The sequence below is a fragment of the Nocardiopsis sp. LOL_012 genome, from assembly GCF_048060475.1.
Classification (GTDB): domain Bacteria; phylum Actinomycetota; class Actinomycetes; order Streptosporangiales; family Streptosporangiaceae; genus Nocardiopsis.
This window is the reverse complement of record NZ_JBHMIV010000021.1, coordinates 1-19,996: the sequence shown is the minus strand read 5'-3', so window position 1 is coordinate 19,996 and position 19,996 is coordinate 1. Positions and strand designations below refer to the sequence as shown.

Annotated in this window: 18 protein-coding genes and 1 pseudogene; 7 read left to right on the top strand and 12 right to left on the bottom strand. The window is 73.1% G+C overall.

Features of this window, described 5'->3' with window-relative positions; translation table 11 throughout:
* Positions 1-12: 12 nt before the first annotated feature.
* From ACFHWE_RS14975 to ACFHWE_RS14965, 3 genes are all read left to right on the top strand, one after another.
* On the top strand, positions 13-987 hold the full coding sequence (locus ACFHWE_RS14975; protein WP_416602205.1) for an AAA family ATPase: 975 nt from the start codon (positions 13-15) through the stop codon (positions 985-987).
* Complete coding sequence (locus ACFHWE_RS14970; RefSeq protein ID WP_416602203.1) at positions 987-2,288, top strand: DUF58 domain-containing protein; 1,302 nt, start codon at positions 987-989, stop codon at positions 2,286-2,288. The genes ACFHWE_RS14975 and ACFHWE_RS14970 overlap by 1 nt, the downstream gene beginning before the upstream one ends.
* A 336-nt stretch (positions 2,289-2,624) precedes the next feature.
* Positions 2,625-2,810: a tetratricopeptide repeat protein gene (locus ACFHWE_RS14965; RefSeq protein ID WP_416602201.1), complete on the top strand. Its 186-nt coding sequence runs from the start codon at positions 2,625-2,627 to the stop codon at positions 2,808-2,810.
* Between the two features lie 53 nt (positions 2,811-2,863).
* Here ACFHWE_RS14965 and ACFHWE_RS14960 read toward each other — a convergent pair whose 3' ends face one another.
* The gene (locus ACFHWE_RS14960) at positions 2,864-3,061 is read right to left on the bottom strand and encodes a DUF397 domain-containing protein (RefSeq protein WP_416602199.1); all 198 of its coding nucleotides are present in this window, start codon (positions 3,059-3,061) and stop codon (positions 2,864-2,866) included.
* A gap of 41 nt (positions 3,062-3,102) precedes the next feature.
* A complete protein-coding gene (locus ACFHWE_RS14955) occupies positions 3,103-4,095 on the bottom strand; it encodes a stage II sporulation protein M (protein WP_416602197.1) in 993 nt (330 codons plus the stop codon).
* Positions 4,096-4,211: 116 nt separating this feature from the next.
* Here ACFHWE_RS14955 and ACFHWE_RS14950 point away from each other — a divergent pair, with 116 nt between their 5' ends.
* Complete coding sequence (locus ACFHWE_RS14950) at positions 4,212-5,015, top strand: RDD family protein (RefSeq protein WP_416602195.1); 804 nt, start codon at positions 4,212-4,214, stop codon at positions 5,013-5,015.
* 95 nt (positions 5,016-5,110) lie between these two features.
* Here the strand turns inward: ACFHWE_RS14950 and ahcY (ACFHWE_RS14945) are convergent, their stop codons facing one another.
* The gene (gene ahcY / locus ACFHWE_RS14945) at positions 5,111-6,373 is read right to left on the bottom strand and encodes an adenosylhomocysteinase (RefSeq protein ID WP_416602194.1); all 1,263 of its coding nucleotides are present in this window, start codon (positions 6,371-6,373) and stop codon (positions 5,111-5,113) included.
* A 3-nt stretch (positions 6,374-6,376) separates the two neighbouring features.
* Complete coding sequence (gene ahcY, locus ACFHWE_RS14940; protein WP_416602193.1) at positions 6,377-7,813, bottom strand: adenosylhomocysteinase; 1,437 nt, start codon at positions 7,811-7,813, stop codon at positions 6,377-6,379.
* Between the two features lie 126 nt (positions 7,814-7,939).
* Here ahcY (ACFHWE_RS14940) and ACFHWE_RS14935 point away from each other — a divergent pair, with 126 nt between their 5' ends.
* Both ACFHWE_RS14935 and ACFHWE_RS14930 read left to right on the top strand, forming a co-directional pair.
* Positions 7,940-8,347 (top strand): MerR family transcriptional regulator, encoded by a 408-nt coding sequence (locus tag ACFHWE_RS14935; RefSeq protein WP_416602191.1) that lies wholly within the window; start codon positions 7,940-7,942, stop codon positions 8,345-8,347.
* A 98-nt stretch (positions 8,348-8,445) separates the two neighbouring features.
* Positions 8,446-9,597, top strand: a complete 1,152-nt coding sequence (locus ACFHWE_RS14930) for a hypothetical protein (RefSeq protein WP_416602189.1) — start codon at positions 8,446-8,448, stop codon at positions 9,595-9,597.
* A 92-nt stretch (positions 9,598-9,689) separates the two neighbouring features.
* Here ACFHWE_RS14930 and ACFHWE_RS14925 read toward each other — a convergent pair whose 3' ends face one another.
* The 4 genes from ACFHWE_RS14925 to ACFHWE_RS14910 all read right to left on the bottom strand — a co-directional run bounded on the left by ACFHWE_RS14925 (position 9,690) and on the right by ACFHWE_RS14910 (position 13,422).
* Positions 9,690-11,015 carry a protein kinase domain-containing protein gene (locus ACFHWE_RS14925; protein ID WP_416602188.1) on the bottom strand — a complete coding sequence of 442 codons (1,326 nt, stop codon included), beginning with the start codon at positions 11,013-11,015 and terminating at the stop codon, positions 9,690-9,692.
* A gap of 158 nt (positions 11,016-11,173) precedes the next feature.
* Positions 11,174-11,350, bottom strand: a complete 177-nt coding sequence (locus ACFHWE_RS14920) for a Trm112 family protein (RefSeq protein WP_081748742.1) — start codon at positions 11,348-11,350, stop codon at positions 11,174-11,176.
* A gap of 200 nt (positions 11,351-11,550) precedes the next feature.
* Positions 11,551-12,903: a phosphomannomutase/phosphoglucomutase gene (locus tag ACFHWE_RS14915; protein WP_416602185.1), complete on the bottom strand. Its 1,353-nt coding sequence runs from the start codon at positions 12,901-12,903 to the stop codon at positions 11,551-11,553.
* 123 nt (positions 12,904-13,026) lie between these two features.
* Positions 13,027-13,422: a DUF3499 domain-containing protein gene (locus tag ACFHWE_RS14910; protein ID WP_416602183.1), complete on the bottom strand. Its 396-nt coding sequence runs from the start codon at positions 13,420-13,422 to the stop codon at positions 13,027-13,029.
* A gap of 200 nt (positions 13,423-13,622) precedes the next feature.
* Between ACFHWE_RS14910 and ACFHWE_RS14905 the strand changes: the two genes are divergently transcribed.
* On the top strand, positions 13,623-14,015 hold the full coding sequence (locus ACFHWE_RS14905; RefSeq protein WP_028648427.1) for a metallopeptidase family protein: 393 nt from the start codon (positions 13,623-13,625) through the stop codon (positions 14,013-14,015).
* Between the two features lie 6 nt (positions 14,016-14,021).
* Here the strand turns inward: ACFHWE_RS14905 and ACFHWE_RS14900 are convergent, their stop codons facing one another.
* The 4 genes and pseudogenes from ACFHWE_RS14900 to ACFHWE_RS14885 form a co-directional block, all read right to left on the bottom strand.
* Positions 14,022-15,515 carry a DUF5719 family protein gene (locus ACFHWE_RS14900; protein ID WP_416602181.1) on the bottom strand — a complete coding sequence of 498 codons (1,494 nt, stop codon included), beginning with the start codon at positions 15,513-15,515 and terminating at the stop codon, positions 14,022-14,024.
* A complete protein-coding gene (locus ACFHWE_RS14895) occupies positions 15,512-18,754 on the bottom strand; it encodes a glycosyltransferase (protein ID WP_416602179.1) in 3,243 nt (1,080 codons plus the stop codon). The genes ACFHWE_RS14900 and ACFHWE_RS14895 overlap by 4 nt, the downstream gene beginning before the upstream one ends.
* A 290-nt stretch (positions 18,755-19,044) precedes the next feature.
* Positions 19,045-19,332: a WhiB family transcriptional regulator gene (locus tag ACFHWE_RS14890; protein WP_028648425.1), complete on the bottom strand. Its 288-nt coding sequence runs from the start codon at positions 19,330-19,332 to the stop codon at positions 19,045-19,047.
* Positions 19,333-19,569: 237 nt separating this feature from the next.
* A pseudogene (locus ACFHWE_RS14885) lies at positions 19,570-19,996 on the bottom strand (hypothetical protein); the annotation flags it as partial.

Below are 19,996 nucleotides of genomic sequence, written 5' to 3'. Positions count from 1 at the left end.
GAGAGGTAGCACGTGACATCCGAGGTACTGCCCTCCGCCGACGAGGCGCGGGCGGCCCTGACAGCCCTGCGCCGTGAGGTCGGCAAGGCGGTCGTGGGCCAGGACGAGACGGTGACCGCGCTGGTCGTGGCACTGCTGTGCCGTGGCCACGTACTCATGGAAGGCGTGCCGGGTGTGGCCAAGACCCTCCTGGTGCGCACCGTCTCGGCGGCCCTGTCGCTGGACCACAAGCGGGTGCAGTTCACCCCGGACCTGATGCCGGGCGACGTGACGGGCTCACTCGTCTACGACCAGCACACCGCCAAGTTCGAGTTCCTCAAGGGCCCGGTCTTCACCAACCTGCTGCTGGCGGACGAGATCAACCGGACGCCGCCCAAGACCCAGGCCTCCCTCCTGGAGGCGATGGAGGAGCGGCAGGTCACGGTGGAGGGCGTGCCCACGCCCCTGCCCGACCCGTTCATGGTCGCCGCCACCCAGAACCCTGTGGAGTACGAGGGCACCTACCCGCTGCCCGAGGCGCAACTGGACCGGTTCCTGCTCAAGGTCACCGTCCCGCTTCCCGAGCGCGCGGCCGAGGTGGACATGCTGGGCCGCCACGCCGCCGGGTTCGACCCGGGCGACCTGGCCGCCGCCGGGGTCGTGCCCGTCGCCGGGGCCGCCGAACTCAGGGCCGCTCGGCTGGCCGTGGAGAAGGTCAGGGTGGCACCCGAGGTGCTCGGCTACATCGTCGACCTGTGCCGGGCCACCCGGCTCTCCCCCTCCCTCCAACTGGGGGCCTCGCCCCGCGGCGCCACCGCGCTGCTGCGCACCAGCCGCGCGTGGTCGTGGCTGACCGGCCGCGACTACGTCACCCCCGACGACGTGAAGGCGCTGGCCAAGAGCACGCTGCGGCACCGGATCTCGCTGCGCCCCGAGGCGGAGCTGGAGGGAGCGACCACCGACGGAATCCTGGACGGCGTGCTCGCCTCCGTCCCGGTGCCGCGCTGATGGCGGTCACCGGACGGGCGGCCCTCCTCGGCTTCCTCGCGGTGGCGGCGGTGGCGATCTCGGGCTCCCTGGCCCCCCTGGTCACCGCCGTCGCGCTGGGCCTGATCGTCGTCCTGATCGTGGTGGACCTCGTGCTGGCCGCGAGCCCGAAGGGGATGGCGCTGTCCCGCGAAGGGGACACGGCCCTGCGCCTGGGCGAGGAGGCGACGGTACACCTGACGCTGTCCAACCCGACCGGGCGGAGGCTGCGCGGAACGGTCCGGGACGCCTGGCCGCCCAGCGCCCACGCGGGCCCGCGCACGGCACCGGTTCGGGTGGACGCCGGGGAGCGCCGCCGCCTCGCCACGACCCTGACGCCGACCCGGCGCGGCGACGCGCACGCGGCGGGCGTCACCGTGCGCAGCATCGGCCCGCTGGGGGTCGCGGGGCGGCAGCGGACCCTGTCGGCGCCGTGGACGGTGCGGGTCCTGCCGCCCTTCCACAGCCGCCGCCACCTGCCGGGCAAGCTGTCGCGACTGCGGGAGCTGGAGGGCCAGCACACCGCGATGGTGCGCGGCCAGGGCAGCGAGTTCGACTCGCTGCGGGACTACGTGCCCGGCGACGACGTGCGCTCCATCGACTGGCGCGCCACCGCCCGGGGCGACGGCGTGGTCGTGCGCACCTGGCGGCCCGAGCGGGACCGGCGGATCCTGATCGTGCTGGACACGGGCCGCACCGCCGCCGGACGGGTGGGCGACACCCCGCGCCTGGACCACGCCATGGACGCCGCGCTGCTCCTGGCGGCCCTGGCGGGCAAGGCGGGCGACCGGGTGGACTTCCTGGCCTACGACCGCCGGATCCGCGCGCAGGTGCGCTCGTCGGGCAAGGGCACACAGATCGGGCGACTGGTCGAGGCGATGGCGCCGCTGGAGGCGGAGCTGGTGGAGTCCGACCCGGCAGGCATGGTGGGTGCCGTCCTGGGGACCCAGGGACGGGCGCGCCGCCTGGTGGTGCTGCTGACCGACCTGAACGCGGCGGCGCTGGAGGAGGGCCTCCTGCCGCGCCTTCCGGCCCTGACCTCGCGGCACCTGCTGATGGTGGCCTCGGTGTCGGACCCGGCCGTGACGGAGATGGCGGCCGAGCGCGGAGGCGCGGAGGCGCTGTACCGGGCGGCCGCGGCGGAACGCACCCTGGGCGAGCGCCGCCGGGTGCGGGCCGAGCTGCGCCGGATGGGTGTGGAGGTCGTGGACGCCGACCCCGAGCACATCGCCCCGGCGCTGGCGGACGCCTACATCAACCTCAAGGCCCAGGGCCGCCTGTGAGCCCCGGGGCGGGGCCGGGCGGCCACCACGCGTCCGACGAGGCGGAGCACGAGTACCTCGACCTGCTTTCCCTCAACAGGGAGCACCACGGTTTCGACCACGAGAACACCCTCGACGCACGTTTCCAGCTCGCTCTCATAGCCGCCCGCCGGGAGAGGTGGGAAGCAGCCGCCGAAACCTTCCGAGCGCTGCGGGATGACTGGCAGCGGGTGTCCGGGGCATACGCTCCACAGGCTCTGGCCGCGTGGGAGAACCTGGCCTACGCGGTGATGTGCCAGGGCGACCCGGCCGGCGCCGAACACGAGTTCCGAGAGATCCGGCTGATCCGCGCGCACCATGGGCGAACAGCATCCGTTGACCGCCCAGGCCGACTACTGCCTGGGCCGCGCCGCCTTCGAACGCGGAGACCTCGCCACCGCCCGGAGCCGGTTCGAGTCCTGTCTGGAGGTACGTGAGAAGGCCCTGGGGGCGGACCATCCGGACACCGAACGAACCCGCGTATGGCTGGAGCGGACCGTGTAGGAGCCGCGCGAGAACCGGTGAAGGACCGACGGTCGCCCAACGGTCTCACACGGTCAACCCGATGATGCGCCCACCGACCGGACCAGGAAGGACCACTCACATGGATCAACCTGGAGGCGGCCCGTCCGGGGACTGAGGGAATCGCGCATCCACACCACACCCTCGGAAGCTCCGAAAGCCACTTCCACACAGTGATGGCTCTCGGCGGAACTGTAGGAGCTCTTGAACCAGCGGGGGGCGTTCCCGTCCATACGGGCGATGCTGCCACAGAGGGCACCGCGCCCCACCGGCCCTACGCCACGGGAACGGCCTGCGGGGCATCCCTCAGGTCGCCCGTCTCGCCCTCACGGTGCGCCCTCCGGCCGAGGGTGAACACATACGCCAGGAACAGGGCCTCGGCGACCGCGCCGATCCCGATGCGCAGCCACGTGGTGTGCACGTACCCCGTCACGAACCCCTCGATGAGCCCGGACAGGAACAGCACCACGACCAGCCCCAGCACCACCGCGACCGCCGCGCGGCCCTCCTCGCCGAGCGCCCGCAGCCGCGTCCGGTCCCCAGGGGAGATGATCGTCCACCCGAGCTTGAGCCCCACGCCGCCGGCCACGAACACCGCCGTGAGCTCCAGTAGGCCGTGCGGCAGGATCAGTCCGAAGAACTCCGGCCCCCGGCCGTGCGCGATCATCAGCCCCGCCACCTGGCCGATCGCGACCGCGTTGCTCGCCAGCACCCACAGTGTGTACAGGCCGAGGAAGGCACCGCCGACGATGGCCTGCGCCGCGATCCACGCGTTGTTGGTCCACACCTGGGCGGCGAACGACCCGGACGGGTTCTCCACGTAGTAGTTGCCGAAGTCGTGCTCGACGTACTGCGCCATCGACTCCGGGGTGCCCAGCGAGTGCAGGACCTGCGGGTCGCCGACGATCCACGCCGCCGTCGCCGAGGCCAGCAGGAGCATCCCGGCGGTTGTCCCGATCCACCACCAGCGCATCCGGTACAGCACCGCGGGGAACACCCGGGTGAAGAAACCGGCCACGTCCCGCCAGGCCGAGGTGTGCGCACCGGTCACGGCCGACCGCGCACGCGCCACCAGCGCCGACAGGCGCCCCACCAGGGCGGGATCCTGTCCCGAGGAGCGCACCACCGACAGGTGGGTGGAGACGCGCTGGTACAGCTCGACCAGTTCATCGATCTCCTCGCCCTCCAGGCGCCGGCGCCCGCGCACCAGACGGTCCAGCCGGTCCCACTCCTGGGCGTGTGCCTGTGCGAACACGTCGATATCCACGCATGAGACCCTACTGGGTCCGGTCGTCGGCGCCACGGCCGCCGGGAGCGTTCCCGCCGGTCGGCGGTAGTGTGCAACACGTACGGTTCGTACCTTCCACGAGGGAGCGTGTGCAGGTGTCCCATCCCGGTACACAGGCCCATGGGGACGTCTACGCGGCGTCGCCCCTGGTGACGGGTGACGCGGTGGTCCTCGACCTGCGTCCGGCCGGTTTCGCCTCCCGGGCGGCGGCCGCCCTCATCGACGTCCCGCTCCAGTTCGTCGCGCTGGTCCTGTTCAACACGCTCACGATACGGATCGCCGACGGTGTGGACCCGGCCGCCACCGCCGCGATCGCCATCACGGGGACGGTCCTCATCATCGTCGGGTACCCGGCCGCCTTCGAGGCGCTCTCGCGCGGACGGTCGCTGGGCAAGATGGCCCTGGGGCTGCGCGTGGTGGGCACGGACGGGTCACCGGTCCGCTTCCGCCAGGCCCTGGCCCGTGCGCTCGCCGCCTTCCTGGAGATCTGGGTGACCGGCGGTGTGATCGCGCTGTTCACCTCGATGATCAACCGCGACGGCCGCCGCGTGGGCGACTTCGTGGGCGGGACCCTGGTCGTCTCCGAGCGCGCGGGGGGCCGCCGGGACGAGTTCGTACCGATGCCGCGCCACCTCGCCGACTGGGCCGCCGCCACCGAGCTGTCCAGGCTCTCCCCCGAGACCGCCGCGGCCGCGCGCCAGTACGTCCTGCGGTTCTGGGAGCTGACCGACCGGGCACGGCACGAGATGGGCGCCCGGCTCGCCTCCGAGATGGCCGCGCAGATCAGCCCGCCCCCGCCGCCCGGCACGGCCCCGCCGGAGTACCTGGCCGCCGTGCTGGCCGAGCGCCGCCGCCGACACGAGGCACAGATGCGCCCCGGCGGCCCCTTCCCCGGCTGAAACAGGCGTGCAGCACATGGAGGCGGACATGAGCACCTTCGCGGTCATCATCGAGCGGGCCGAGGACCGCGGGTACGCGGCCTGACCGTTGGGCCTCAGGGGCGCCAGGAGCTCAGGTAGCCCTCCTGCTCCCCGGTGAGCGCGTCGATGGCCACACCGAGCTCCGCGAGTTCGAGCCGGGCCACCTCGGTGTCGGTCTCCTCCGGCACCTCCACCACCCCGGGCTCCAGTTCGGCGTGGTGGCGGGCGAGCCAGGCGGTGGTCAGCGCCTGCACCGAGAACGACATGTCCATCACCGCCGCCGGGTGGCCCTCCGCGGCCCCCAGGTTCACCAGACGCCCCTCCGAGAGCAGCAGCACGCGCCGACCGTCGGCGAACACGTACTCGTCGGCCTGCTCCCGCACGCCCCGGTTGACCTCGACCGCCCTGCTCTCCAGCGCCACCAGGTCGATCTCCAGGTCGAAGTGGCCCGAGTTGGCGAGGATCGCGCCGTCGCGCATCCGGTCCAGGTGCTCGCCCCGGACCACGTCCCGGTTGCCGGTCACCGTCACGAACACGTCGCCGAGCCGGGCCGCCTCGGCCATGGTGGTGACCGTGTACCCCTGCATGACCGCGTCCAGCGCCTTGACCGGGTCGACCTCGGTGACCACGACCCGGGCGCCCATGCCGCGCGCCCGCTCGGCCAGGCCGCGGCCGCAGTAGCCGAACCCGGCCACGACCACGGTCCGCCCCGCCAGCATCGCGTTGGTGGCCCGCAAGATCCCGTCGATCGTGGACTGCCCGGTGCCGTAGCGGTTGTCGAACATGCGCTTGGTGGCGGTGTCGTTGACCGCCACCATCGGCAGCCGCAACTGCCCCTCGGCGCTCATCCGGCGGAGCCGGATCACCCCGGTGGTGGTCTGCTCGCAACCGCCCAGCACGCCCTCCATGAGGTCGGGCCGGTCGGTGTGCACCGTGTTGACCAGGTCGCAGCCGTCGTCGAGCAGCAGGTGCGGCTGGGACTCCAGGACGGCGACGAGGTTGCGGTCGTAGGCGGCCGGGTCCATGCCCGCCCAGGCGTGCACCGCCACGCCGTACTCGCCCACCAGCGCGGCGGCCGTGTCGTCCTGGGTGGAGACCGGGTTGGAGGCGGCCAGCCAGACGTCGGCGCCGCCCGCCCTGAGGGCCCGCAGCAGGTTGGCGGTCTCCGCGGTCACGTGCAGGCACGCGGCGACCCGCAGGCCTTCCAAGGGCCGCTCGCGCTCGAAGCGCTCGCGCACCTTGCCCAGCACGGGCATCGACCGCTCGGCCCAGGCGATCCGGCGGACCCCGGCCCCGGCGAGGCCGAGGTCCGCGACCTCGTGTGAGGGTTCGGACATGGCCTAGTACCGGTAGTGGCCGGACTTGTAGGGGCCCTCGACGTCCACGCCGATGTAGGCGGCCTGCTCCTTGGTGAGCCGGGTCAGCTTGACACCGAGCGCGTCCAGGTGCAGGCGGGCCACCTTCTCGTCGAGGATCTTCGGCAGCGTGTACACGTCCGTCGGGTACTCGTCGGGCTTGGTGAACAGCTCGATCTGCGCGATGACCTGGTTGGTGAAGCTGTTGGACATCACGAAGCTGGGGTGGCCGGTGGCGTTGCCCAGGTTGAGCAGGCGGCCCTCGGAGAGCACGAGGACGGACCGGCCGTCGGGGCGGGTCCACTCGTGGACCTGCGGCTTGATCTCCTTCTTGGCGATGCCGGGGACCTTCGCGAGCCCGGCCATGTCGATCTCGTTGTCGAAGTGGCCGACGTTGCCGACGATCGCCTGGTGCTTCATCCGCATGATCTGGTCGGCCATGATCACGTTGAAGTTGCCGGTGGTGGTGATGAAGATGTCGCCGGTCTCCAGGACGTCCTCCAGGGTGGTGACCTGGAAGCCGTCCATCGCCGCCTGGAGGGCGTTGATCGGGTCGATCTCGGTGACGACGACGCGGGCTCCCTGGCCGCGCAGCGCCTCGGCGGAGCCCTTGCCGACGTCGCCGTAGCCGCACACCACGGCGACCTTGCCGCCGATGAGGACGTCGGTGGCGCGCATGATGCCGTCGGGCAGCGAGTGGCGGATGCCGTACTTGTTGTCGAACTTGCTCTTGGTGACGGAGTCGTTGACGTTGATCGCCGGGAAGGCGAGGACGCCCTCGCGCTGCATCTCGTACAGGCGGAGCACGCCGGTGGTGGTCTCCTCGGTGACGCCCTGGATGCCCTCGGCGATCCGCGTCCACTTCCGCGGGTCCTCAGACAGGCTCCGCTGGAGCAGGGTGAGGACGACCGCGAACTCCTCGCTGTCGGCGGTGGAGGGGTCGGGGACCGCACCGGCCTTCTCGTACTCGGCGCCCTTGTGGACGAGCATGGTGGCGTCGCCGCCGTCGTCGAGGATCATGTTGGGACCCTCGGCTCCCGGCCAGGTGAGCGCCTGCTCGGTGCACCACCAGTACTCCTCCAGCGTCTCGCCCTTCCAGGCGAACACCGGGACGCCCCGGGGGTCCTCGGGGGTGCCGTCGGGGCCCACCACGACGGCCGCCGCGGCGTGGTCCTGGGTGGAGAAGATGTTGCAGCTCACCCAGCGCACCTCGGCGCCCAGGGCGACCAGGGTCTCGATGAGCACGGCGGTCTGCACGGTCATGTGCAGGGAGCCCATGATGCGGGCGCCGCGCAGGGGCTTGCTGTCGCCGTACTCGGCCCGCGTGGCCATGAGGCCGGGCATCTCGTGCTCGGCGAGCCGGATCTCATCGCGGCCGAACGCGGCCGAAGAAAGATCGGCGACCTTGAAGTCGAAAGCCATGGATTCCTCAACTCTGATCGTGGTGGCGCCCCTGATTGTAGGGCTGTTCCACCAGCGGAGAGGAAAAATTGACATTGTATCGGCAGATTTTCCCTGGCCCCCGGAGAAGTTCGTTAGGCTCGACCCATGGCCGCCCTCGACGACACCCCGCCCGCACCCGCCCGGACGACCGGCGCCGTCCCGATCTCCGCGGCGGCCGAGCGGGTCGGCACCACGGCGCGCATGCTCCGCTACCGGGAGGCGCTGGGCCTGCTGCCCCGCACCCAGGAACAGCCCACGGGACGCGGCCACCGGCACCGGCGCTTCACCGAGGAGGACCTGCACACCATAGCGGTGGGGCTGCGGATGGAGCGCGAGTTCGACATCCCTCCCGCCGCTTTGGCGTTCGCGCTGCGCGTCCTGGCCGAACCCGAGGTCCTGGCGCGGGTGCGCGCACACGGGGAACGGCTCGGCCGCCTCGCCCCGGCTCCGGCCCGCGCGATGGACTTCGACAAGCAGAAGGCGATGCGTCTGCTCCGCCGGAACGGCCCGTGAGCGACGCGCACGTCCACCGGAGGTTGTCCCGCGCACGCGTCCGGTAACGGCCATCCCGAGAGGTTTCACCGCTCGGTCCACCGGCTACGCATCACAACGTGGACACCCTGCGCAGCGACGCTGCCTCACATCCTCTTCCCGCCCGTGTCCGTGACGAACTCACGGACGTCGACCGGCTCCGGACCATCTGGGCGGGCCAGCGCGACGGGCGACCCCGGGACGCCCGCGCGGCCGCGCGGCAGGAGCTGGTGCACCGGCGCGTCCGCGAGCTGGGCGGCGGACCCGACCTGGTGGACGCGGTGCTCTCCGTCTCCAGAGAGGGGATGGCGGGACAGCCGGTCTGCGCGGACTACGTCATGGAGCTGTCGGCCCGCGCCACCGCCTTGCCCGCCGACCGGGCCTGCCGGGTTCCGGAGCGCCGACTGGACTGGAACGAGTCGCGGCGCCTGGCGGAGGCCGCGGAGCTGCCCGCCCACCCCGTGGTGCGCGCCGCCCACGTCCTCGCCGAGTGCGCCGACCTCCTCGGCGCCACGGGCACGGACCCCGACGACGACCTTCCGTGGGTGCTGCCCTGGATGCTCGCCTCGGCTGTGCTCCAACGCGCCTGCTACCCGCCGCTCCTGCCCGACCCGCTGGCCCTGCGGCCCCCGGTCACCGTCCGGGATCCCGGCGAACGGCTCGCCGGGCTGGTCCACCACGTCGCCCGCCTGGCCACCGGTACGCTGCGCGACGAGCTCTGCTGGGTGCCCGCGGGGGTACCCGAACCCCGCGGGAGCCGACCGCCGCTGGCCTCGGTGACGTGTCGACGGATCGAGGCCTACGTCCGCTTGCGGGGGGAGGCACTGGACCTCATGCTGCGGGCCATGGACCCGCAGGCGGGCACGACGGTGCGTTCGGGGGGCTCCGGCGACGCCCCGAAGCAGGACCCGGGCAGCGCGCCCGCCTCGCGCACGGTCCTCACCCCGGGCGCCGCGCACTGGTGGACCTCGCTGGAGCTGGTGGTGGGCGACGCCTCGCTGACCCTGTTCGTGGTGGTCCAGGAGGTCGGACGCCCCGAGACCGGGGTGCTGGCGGTCACCGCCGACGGCAGGCTCACCACGCCCGAGGGCGTCAGGGACACCCTGGACATGTCCCGGGCCGACAGCGTGACGGTGATCCCCACCGACTCCGTCGACGAGCGCTGGCCGGAGATCCGCGACCTCGTGGACGAGGCGGTCTCCCGCTCCATGAACGCCCTGACCCGGGTGTGATGACCGGTTCCCGGCGCACGATCGGGCGATACGGTCGGGGCCGTCGTTTGAGGGCGGTGGAGGGTGACGGACAGGAGGGCTGCCGTCGCGGGCTACTGGCTGACCGCGATCAGCACCAGCAGCAGAACCAGGATGACGATGGTGATCAGGACGGCCGGGATCACCCAGCTCTGCTGGAGCGGCGAGGGCGGCTGCGCCGGGCGCGGCATCGGGCCGGGGCGCGCATAGGTCTGGTTGGGGTTGGCACCTCCTGCCATCGGCATGCCGGGCGGCACGGGCCGCTGCTGGGGGTGGGGCGGCCCGGGGTTCGGGTACATCCCCGGCATCCCGGGCCGGGGGTTGGAGGTGCCGGGGTGGCCGCCGAACCCGGGACGCGGGTTGGAGTTCACGGGATGGCCCACGGTGCCCGGCCGCGGCTCGGATGTGGTGGGGCCGCGCCCGGGGTCGGACACGTGCGGCGGGTAGCCTCCGAAACCCTGTTGGGGGCCGGTGCGCGGCGGCTGCTGCACCGCGGGCGGAACCTGCGCGCCGGTGGGCAGGATGCCCGTCTGGGCGATCTGCTCGCCCTGACGGAAGGCCTCGTCGGTGGAGGCGGCCGCGTCCTCGGCGCTCTCGTGGCCGAGCAGGCGCATGAGCAGGCTCTGCGCGTTGGGGCGGCGGTCGGGGTTCTTGTCCAGGCAGGCCTCGACGACGGGGCGCAGGGTCTCGTCCATACCGTCCAGGGCGGGCGGAGCGCTGACCACGCGGTGCACCACCGCGGGCACGGTGTCGGAGCCGAACGGGGCGTTGCCGGTGGCGGCGAAGGCGATGACGCAGCCCCAGGCGAAGATGTCGCACTTGTCGGTTATCCCGCGGCCCTCGATCTGTTCGGGCGCCATGTACGAGGGCGTTCCGACGATCGAGTTGGTCATGGTGGCGGTGCCGTCGTCCATGCGGGCGATACCGAAGTCGATGACCCGCGGTCCGTCCGGGCCGAGCAGGACGTTGCCGGGCTTGAAGTCGCGGTGGACGATCCCCGCCTTGTGGATGGCCACCAGGGCGGTGGCCGTGGACACCGCCAGCCGCTGGAGTTTGGACCCCTTGAGCGGCGCGCCCTTGGCCACCGTGTCCTGGAGGTCCTTGCCGGGCACGAACTCGCTGACCACGTAGGGCGGGTCGTCGTCGAGCTGGGCGTCGAGGATCGCCGCCGTACAGAACGAGGCGACCTTCTGAGCGGCGCGGACCTCCTTGGCGAAACGCTTGCGCAGGTCGCTGTCGGCGGACCACTGGTCGTTGAGGACCTTGACGGCCACCTGGTCGCCGTCGGTGTCCTCGGCGAGGTAGACGATGCCCTGGCCTCCCTTGCCCAGGCGTCCGGTCACTCGGTACTCGCCGAACTCCGCGGGGTCGCTCGCCTGCAGCGGTTCAGGACCGGGCATCGGTGTCCTCCAGGGCATTGGTGATGAGCGGGGCGCGCAGCAACAGGTTACGGGTTACCGGGCACACGTGATCATGGCCGCACACACCCGGCGGCACCGGGTCCGGTGTGCCGTCACCGTTTTGACCGTCGCGGCGGCCGAAGCGTTCCCTTCCGGCCTCAGTCGATCCTGCGGGCCTCATCGACGAGCAGCACCGGGATGCCGTCTCTGATGGGGTAGGCCAGACCGCTCTCGTCGCAGACCAGTTCGTCGGTCTCGGGGTCGTGGCGCAGCGGGGCCTGGCTCTGCGGGCAGACCAGGATGTCCAGCAGCCATCCGTCGATCGTCGTGCTCATCGGTGTTCCGGGCGCGCGGGCCCGGCCCTTCGGGGCCGGGAGGGCACGCCCTCCTCCTTCTGTGTGGTGTGGCCGCGGCCGTCCGCTCCGGGGCGGACGCGGGTGTCGCCGATGCTGTGGACCGTTCCGCGGCCGGTGGTGCTGTCGAAGCTACCGGAGGTGCGGGGCCCGGAGCACACGCCCCGGGCCCGGACCACGGGTCAGGCGCGGACGATGCCGAGGACCTCGTCGCGCAGTTTGGCGACGGTGACGTCGTCGGGCGCCTCCACGTTGAGCCGCAGCAGCGGCTCGGTGTTGGAGGCGCGCAGGTTGAACCAGGACCCGTCGGGCAGGGTGACGCTCAGCCCGTCGAGTTCGTCGACGGTGACGCCGTCCCCGCCGGCGAAGGCCTCGCGCACCTGTGCCATCCGCGCTCCGGCGTCGGTGACGGTGGAGTTGATCTCGCCCGAGGCCGCGTAGCGCGAGTACTCCGCGGTGATCTCCGAGAGGGGCCGCTCCTGGGCGCCCAGGACGCGCAGGACGTGCATGGCCGCGAGCATGCCGGTGTCGGCCCGCCAGAAGTCGCGGAAGTAGTAGTGGGCGGAGTGCTCGCCGCCGAAGATCGCTCCGGTCTCGGCCATGGTGGCCTTGATGAAGGAGTGGCCGACCCGGGTGCGCACGGGGACCCCGCCCCTCTCGCGCACGATCTCGGGGACGGCCGCGGAGGTGATGAGGTTGTGGATGACCGTGGCCCCGGGCTCGCGCTCCAGCTCCTGGGCGGCGACCAGCGCGGTGACGGCCGACGGGGGGACGGCCTCGCCGCGCTCGTCGACGACGAAGCAGCGGTCGGCGTCGCCGTCGAAGGCCAGGCCGAGGTCGGCTCCGGACTCGCGCACCTTCGCCTGGAGGTCGACCAGGTTGGCCGGGTCGAGCGGGTTGGCGGGGTGGTTGGGGAAGGTCCCGTCCAGTTCGAAGTAGAGGGGGACGATGTCCAGCGGCAGCCCCTGGCCCAGGACGGCGGGGACGGTGTGGCCGCCCATGCCGTTGCCCGCGTCCACGGCGACCTTCAGGGGGCGGATGCCCGACAGGTCGACGAGGCCGCGCAGGTGCTCGGCGTAGCCCGGCAGCAGGTCGCGCTCGGTGACGGTGCCCGCGGGCCCGTCGAAGGCGGGGACGCCCTCCTCGGCCAGGCGGCGGATCTCGTCCAGCCCGGTCTCGCCGCTGATGGGCGCGGCGCCGGACCGGCACATCTTGATGCCGTTGTACTGGGCCGGGTTGTGGCTGGCGGTGAACATGGCACCGGGCAGGTCCAGGTGGCCCGAACCGTAGTACAGCAGGTCGGTGGAGCCCAGACCCGCGTGCACGACGTCGACCCCCTGGGAGGTGACCCCCTCGGCGAAGGCCGCGGTGAGTTCCGGTGAGGAGGGGCGCATGTCGTGTGCGACCACGACGGCCGCTCCGCCGACCACCCGGGCGAAGGCCGCCCCGATCGCGCGGGCGACGTCCGCGTTGAGGGTGTCCGGTATCACACCGCGTACATCGTATGCCTTGAAGATGCTTCCGAGATCAGCCACGTCTTCTCCGGCCCGTCGGGTCCTGCACCTGGTTCGGTGGCGCGGGGGCTTTCCGCGCGGTACAAAACTAGCAAGGCGCGGCGGACGGCCCCAGAGGCGCCGCCGCGGCTGTGGACGGCGGGCTCAGTTCCGGCGGCGCGGGTCCCGGTCGCCCGTGCCGGGGTCGGAGCGGACCACACGCAGGTGGCCGCGGCGCAGAGTCTCGGTGCCCTCGCCGACGGCGCCGGAGGGACGGGCGCCCGAGGGCGGGCGGGCCGCCTCGCGCACGGCGTCGGCCAGGGCCTCCAGGTCGTCGCTGCCGGGACCGCCCCCGGCGGTCTCCACGGGCAGCCGTACGACCTCCCAGCCCCGGGGAGCGGTCAGGCGGTCGGCGTGGACGGCGCACAGGTCGTAGCAGTGCGGCTCCACATAGGCGGCGAGAGGCCCCAGGACGGCGGTGGAATCGGCGTACACGTACGTGAGCGTGAAGACGGCGGGCTGCCTGCACGCGGTACGGGAGCAGCGGCGAACATGGCTCACAGCGTTCGACTGTATGCCCTCAGGGAGGGACACGCCAGCACGCCCCGTGAGAACGGTGGGTTTCGTCCCGAAAGGAGGCGGGGCCTACCGGTTTCGTGCGGTCCCCTGTTTCCCCCGCATCCGGACTACGCCGGAGGCCTCCGATGGCTTAGTCTCGAAGTGTGCGACGAGTGCGCCTTTCCAGTGGCCAACCAGACCGAGTGCGGCGCCGGGACCGCCGCGGCCGAGGTGTCCGCGGTCCTCTGGTGCCCTCCGACCTGCCGGTGTTCCGCAGCCGAGCACAGGCGTTCGACGACCTTGTGCTGGACGCCGTCGAACGCCTGGAGCGGCTGTGGGCGCGCGAGCTGGCGAACGTGGACTTCCTCGTCGAGGACGTCCCCCCGATCCCGGCAGGCGTCCCCATGACCGAGACGATCCCCTTCTCCCGCCTGGAGACCGACCCCGCGGGCAAGCCCCGCATCGTGGTGTACCGCCGTCCGGTGGAGATCCGGACGAAGGACCCCGAGGAGATGGCGCTCCTGGTGCACGAGGCGGTCGTGGAGGAAGTGGCCAACCTGCTGGGCGTGGAACCGGAGTCCGTCGACCCGGAGTAGGCCGCCTCAGGGCACCACGCCCACCATGGTGTCCCGGACGACCGGCAGCTCCACCTCCACGGGTGCCGGGTGGACCGGCAGCACGCTCCAGCCCTCCGGCGTGCTGAGCCGCCGTGCGGCGTACACCGGACCGGAGCCCTCCAGGAGCTCCAACCGCAGCGCGTAGCCTCCTGCCGCCGCTGGAGCCGTCCAGCCTCCGGCCCCGCTGCCGAACACGTGCGTGGTGCCCGGGGCCAGGTCCACGCGCACCGCGTCGCCCTGTGTCCCGTCGGCCCCGATCGGGGTCACCACCACGTGCGCCTCACCGTCCAGGGCCGCCATGGCCACCTCTGCCGCCACACCGCCGGGGACGTCGGGGATGACCGCGGTGGTGTCCAGCGGGGCGCTCAGCGGCTCTACGGCGGCCGCGTAGGCGGTGTCCAGAACCGTCGCGGACCCGTCCTCGGCGTACTCGGTGTACTCGGAGTGGACCCCGGCGACCACGGGGGCGTCGGCCTCCACCACGACCGTCCCGGTCCGACCGCGCAGGCCCGATTCCAGGGTGAGCCAGGCGGACGCGGCCGGGGGCACGTGCACGACCAGCGGTTCGCCCTCGCCGTCCGCGCCCTCCGGGAGCAGGCGGACCCTGGCCTCGACGGGTTCGTCCCCGGGCGCGGCCACGAGCAGGCGGCGCGAGCCGTCGCCCCCCGGCACCCCGGGGATCACGTGCTCCTCCGCGGGCGCCCGGGTGGGCGGGACCCAGCCGGTGGCGCCGGAGGAGTGCTCTGCGAGCAGGGACGCGGCCACCCGGCCGGTGCTGGTGCGCACGTGCACCCCGAGGGCGGCCGTCTCCTGGGCCAGCCCGGTCAGGTCCAGTTCGGTCGACGCACCGGCGGGGAGGGGGATCCCGCGGCTCTCGGCGGAGTAGGCCGGGCCGTTCTGGGTGTAGAGGTCCACGCTCACGGTGGTCCGCGTCTCCGTGGGGTTGGCCAGGTGGGCGGTCAGGGACGCGACCTCCACGGCCTCGGGGTCGGTGCCGCCCGGAAGGGCGAACCACAGGTCGGTCGAGGGCTCCTCGCAGCGGACCTCCGTCACGCCCGTGTCGGACACGGTGGTCTGCGCGGAGTCCAGTCCGGCGGCCAGGGCACCCTCGGCCCGCAGCGCGGTGGGCCGGAGGGCCTGCCCGGTGTCGGCGCGCCAGACGCCGCCCGGTTCGGTCCGCTCCTCCCCGAGAGCGGAGGCGTCGCCGCCGCCCGGAACCGGCACGGCCCACAACCGGCCGGTGTCGTCGCGGCCCACCCTGGGGGCGAACGCCGCGACGGTGCTCTCGGCTCCGTGCCCGGCCGTCTCGTGCGGGGCGGGGCACACCCGGGTCGCGCGTTCGGGGCGGAAGGTCCCGGGTTCGGAGACGCCGATCCCGATACCCGCCGAGCGGCTCGCGAACGCCAGGCCCAGCAGCAGTGCCAGGGCCAGTGAGACCGCCCCGAGCAGCGCGAGCCGGCTCTCCATGATCAGTCTCACGGCTGTTCTCCCTCCTCGGCCGGCCCCTCGCCGGGGGCGGGGTGCCCCGCCCTGCGGCGGCCGCGCCTACGGGGCCCCCGCCTGGCCCGGCGCCCCGGTGCGCTCGGGAGGACCTTCCACCGCGGCACACGTGGGCTGGGCGCCTCGGCGGACTCGATCAGCCGGGTCTCCTCCTCGGTCCGCACCGCGGGGGCGGCGAGCACCGCGACGACGAGCAGCAGGACGCCCTGGGCGACCGCCCAGCCGGTGTGGACGCGGTCGGTGTGCCACACTCGCAGCGCGCCGCCGCCGGGGGGCAGCTCCCAGGCCTGGGTGCCGTGCTCCGTGGCGGCCGGAGCCAGTTCCGCGCCGTCGAGGGCGGCCCGCCAGCCTCCGTCGGCCGACTCGGCGAGGGCGAGCACGCGGCCGGGGCCGCCCTCGGGCAGCCGGGCGGTCAGCTCCCCGTCCCCGGAGAGGGCCAGTGCCTCGGCCCCGCCCCCCTCGTCGACCACGCGCAGGCGCCCGCTGGAGCCGTCCACGCGCCAGAGCCCGTAGCGGTCCGACAGGGCCTCGCGCATCAGCCCGGGGGTGCCGTCCAGAGTGGTGGCCAGGGAGGCGTCGTGCGGGCCGCCCGTCTCCGGGCGGGGGTAGAGCACGTACCGGATGCCGAAGTCGGCGAGGACCTGCGGGTTGGCGTCGCCGCGGCCGCCCGCCATCTCGGCGACGACCCGGTCCATGGCCTGCCGCGCCGCCTCGGCCGGGACGAGGCGTTCCTCACCCAGCCGCGGCTCGCGCCCGCGGGCCACGACGTAGTCGACACCGCCGTCCGGGCCGGGGGTGATGACGAGGGTGCTCGGCCGGGTGCCGTCGCTGCGGACGGCGGCCAGGGCGCCGGGGATCACGGAGGAGTCGCGGGTGGTGAGGGGGCCGTCCGCCCCCTCCCAGGCCCAGAGGGCGGCGGCGGAGAGCGGGGTGGTGACGGCGAGCAGGGCCACCGCCACCGCGCAGATCCGCCGAAGCCAGCCCTCGGCGGCCATGCGCACGAACGAGCGCACCGCGGTCGCCGCGCACAGGAGCACCATCAAGGCGGCGAAGGACAGCGCCGTCCCGGGCCAGACGGGCGCCGGGGGCCCGCCGAAGTACGGTTCGACGACCAGGCGGCTGGTGAGGACGGCCAGGGCCAGGCCGAACAGGGCCAGTGCCCAGCCCGCGGCGACGAGCAGCCGGTTGCGCAGGAGCAGCAGGGCGCACAGTGCGGCGGCGAGGAGCCCGGCCGTGACCCAGTACGGAGGGCTGCCCGGCCCGCCCGGGGAGAACAGGACCATCTGCCGTGCGGTGGCGGCGGGGTCGGAGAGTCCGGGACGGTGCAGCCCGGCCTCCAGCAGCCACAGCGTGGGGTGGGCCAGCAGGCGCAGCGTCCACGGCAGGAGCAGCACCAGGGGGACGGCGAGCCCGATGGCGAGGTCGGTGTACAGGCGGCGCCCCATGTAGCCGAAGGCGGCCCCGACCAGGGCGGCGGCGGCCAGGGCCAGCAGCCAGGCGATCGGGACGAACGCGGTGGCCGCGGTCAGGACCAGGCCGAGCCCCCACGCGGCCCGGCGCGCCGGGCGGGGCGGCATGGACACCACGCGCATGAGCAGCAGCGCCGCCACCGGCAGCAGCACGTGGACCAGGGCCGTGCCCACCCGGCCCTGGGCGATGGCTCCGGTGGCCACGGGCAGCAGCGCGTAGGTGGCCGCCACCCACACCCGTGCGGGCCGAAAGCCCAGGACCTGGCAGGCGAGCAGGTAGGAGGTGAGGCCGGACAGCGGCACGCAGCCCAGCAGGACCAGGCCGACCGCGATCCAGGGCTGGCCCAGGGTGAGGGTGGAGAGCAGGGCGAGGAACCCGACGTAGGGGGGTGCGGACCCGTCCGAGCCGAGTCCGCTGTCCGGGGCCGCCGACAGGTACAGGTCCCACAGGTCCCACGCCGCGCCCGAGACGGGCGGCAGGGCCCCGCCCGCGAGGAGGTCGCCGAAGAGCAGGGAGCGCTCGGCGACGAGGGCGAGGGCGGCCAGGGAGAGCACCAGCAGCACACCGGGCCTGCGCAGGGTGCGGCGCACGAGGCCGGTCCGGTCGGTGAGCGCCTCGTCCTCCTCGTCGGTGCCGGAGGCCGCCTGGTGGCGCCCGGGGGCGTCCATGACCGGTTCCCCGGCCAGGAAGCCGCCGATGGCGTCCGTGGCCTGGCGGAGGAAGATCCCGCGCGCGAGGTAGGGCCGGATCGCGCTGTAGGTGCGCTTGCGGTCGCGGCGGCGCCGGAACCGCGCGCGGATCAGCCGGAAGGGGCGCAGGTACACGAGGATGATGGCCGCGGCCTCGTCCAGGGCGTCCGCGGGCTGCTTCATGAACAGGTACGCCGCCACGCGCAGCAGGGACGCGACCGAGTTGCGCGCCAGGGCCGCCACCATGCCCCCGGTGGGCAGGTTGGCCAGGAGGACGAACACGGCGTGCCTGCGGTCGATCCTGCGCGGGTGGTTGCGGGTGACGGTGATCGTGCGCCGTCGGCGGGCCGAGGCTTCCGCGTGGTAGGCCACCGCGTCCGTGACGACGCGGGTGTGCAGGCCGGCGCCGCCCACGCGCCAGCAGAAGTCGATGTCGTCGCGGAAGAGGGGGAGCGCCGGGTCGAACCCGCCGAGCCGATCCCACACGTCGCGCCGGACGAGCATGCCCGCGCTGGACACGGCGAGCACCCGGCGGTCGCCGTCGTGCTGCCCGTGGTCGAACTCGCGCTGTTCGAGCCCGGTCTCGCGGCGGCCCGCCCCGTCGATGGTGACGCCGACCTCGATCAGGCGGCGGCGGTCGAACCAGTCGCGGAGCTTGGGGCCGAGCACGGCTGTGCGCGGGTCCTGCTCGGCGGCCCGCAGGAGGCGTTCGAGGGTGTCGCGCTCCGGGGTGAGGTCGTCGTGGAGGAGCCAGATCCACTCGGTGGCGGCGTCGTCGAAGCCGTGGACTGCCGAGGTGGAGCGCCGAAGTTCCAACGCACCGCGGACGGCATCGCCGTAACCGGTGCCGGCGGGCAGGTCGACGACGGCGTCGGGGGGCAGGTACCCGGCGAGGAGTTCGGTGCTCTCGTCGGTGCTGCCGGTGTCGGCGGCCACGACCCTCTGGACGGGCCGTGACTGGCCTTTGAGGGCCGCCAGCGTCTCCGGCAGCCAGCGGGCTCCGTCGTGGGTGACGATGACCGCGGTGACGATGTGTCGGGCGGATTCCTGGGCAAGCACGGCTGTGGGGGTTCTCTTCCGGGAGAGCGGGGGCAGGCCCCGGGCCGCGGCGCGGACGGCGCCGATGCGCCCGGCGTCCACGGCGCGCCTCAGGGCATGGCGCGGGACATCACGATACGCCACCATGGGCCGTTACGGGGCTATTCGCCGGCATCCGTGGACCCACTCATATCCCCCTATTCGCGACAGTATTCATATACGGAATGATTCAGATGCGTGCCTCTGGGTGACACGAAGCACAGAAAAGGCGCACCCGGACCCGTGGTCCGAGCGCGCCTCACGCGTGCGCTCTAGAGCACCTCCGAGAGGAAATCGAAATCCCCTCCGGCGGCTTTCTTCAGCCTCCGGCGCTCGCGCTCGGAGAGTCCTCCCCAGATGCCGAAGCGCTCGTCGTGCTCCAGCGCGTACTCCAGGCACTCCGCGCGCACCTCACACGACTGGCAGACCTTCTTCGCCTCCCGGGTCGAACCGCCCTTCTCCGGGAAGAACGCCTCCGGGTCGGTCTGCGCACACAGGGCGCGTTCCTGCCAGCCCAGCTCCTCGTCCGAGCCGTGCGCCAGCGGGATGACCTCGCTCATGCGCACCTCCTGTTGCCCCCCATAGATGTCCCGGCCCTTTTCGTCCCCCGGGCCGGGTGGAATCCCACCCTCGAATTACACGAGGGCACCTCACTAAGAGTCAAGCACCCCACGTGGCAATCCACTGAATATCATGCACGGAACCGCTGGTGGCAGCCCTGCTGTGTCCGTTCTGTGAATTCCGCGCAATTCGCGCGGCCCACGAGAGCGGCGGGGGACGGTGGTGTGCAACGCGCTTCAGCGCCGCTCCTCCCCGCCGTACCAGCCCTGCTGGCCGCCGGAACCGTCCTGGTTGTGCTGGTCCGTACCGTAGCCCGCGTTCGGGTCGTACTGGCCGCCGTAGGGGGCGCCGCCCTGCCCGGAGGCGTCGGTGCCCGCGTTCTCCCCGGAGCCGGAGCCCTGGTACCAGCCGTACTGGATGGCCTCCTGCGCGGCCTGCTCCCCGGTGGTCGGCTGCTGGGCCTGCTCCGCGGCCGGCTGCTGCGGGTCGTAGCCCTGCGGTGCGTACTGCGAGGCGTCGTAGCCCTGCCCGTAACCGCCCTGCTGGGCCGCGCCCTGGCCGTACTGCTGGCCGTAGCCCTGCTGGGCCCCCGTCCCGTACGAGTACGCCTGCTGCTGGCCGTACGCCTGCTGCGCGGAGGGGTCGTAGGCCTGCTGCTGGCCC

Coding starts and splice junctions, on each gene's coding strand:
- ACFHWE_RS14920 (WP_081748742.1), bottom strand. CDS start 11,350: ATGAGCACGACGATCGACGGATGGCTGCTGGACATCCTGGTCTGCCCG.
- ahcY (WP_416602193.1), bottom strand. CDS start 7,813: ATGGCTTTCGACTTCAAGGTCGCCGATCTTTCTTCGGCCGCGTTCGGC.
- ACFHWE_RS14890 (WP_028648425.1), bottom strand. CDS start 19,332: ATGAGCGAGGTCATCCCGCTGGCGCACGGCTCGGACGAGGAGCTGGGC.
- ahcY (WP_416602194.1), bottom strand. CDS start 6,373: ATGTCCGAACCCTCACACGAGGTCGCGGACCTCGGCCTCGCCGGGGCC.
- ACFHWE_RS14960 (WP_416602199.1), bottom strand. CDS start 3,061: ATGGACGGGAACGCCCCCCGCTGGTTCAAGAGCTCCTACAGTTCCGCC.
- ACFHWE_RS14965 (WP_416602201.1), top strand. CDS start 2,625: ATGGGCGAACAGCATCCGTTGACCGCCCAGGCCGACTACTGCCTGGGC.
- ACFHWE_RS14925 (WP_416602188.1), bottom strand. CDS start 11,015: ATGCCCGGTCCTGAACCGCTGCAGGCGAGCGACCCCGCGGAGTTCGGC.
- ACFHWE_RS14970 (WP_416602203.1), top strand. CDS start 987: ATGGCGGTCACCGGACGGGCGGCCCTCCTCGGCTTCCTCGCGGTGGCG.
- ACFHWE_RS14935 (WP_416602191.1), top strand. CDS start 7,940: ATGGCCGCCCTCGACGACACCCCGCCCGCACCCGCCCGGACGACCGGC.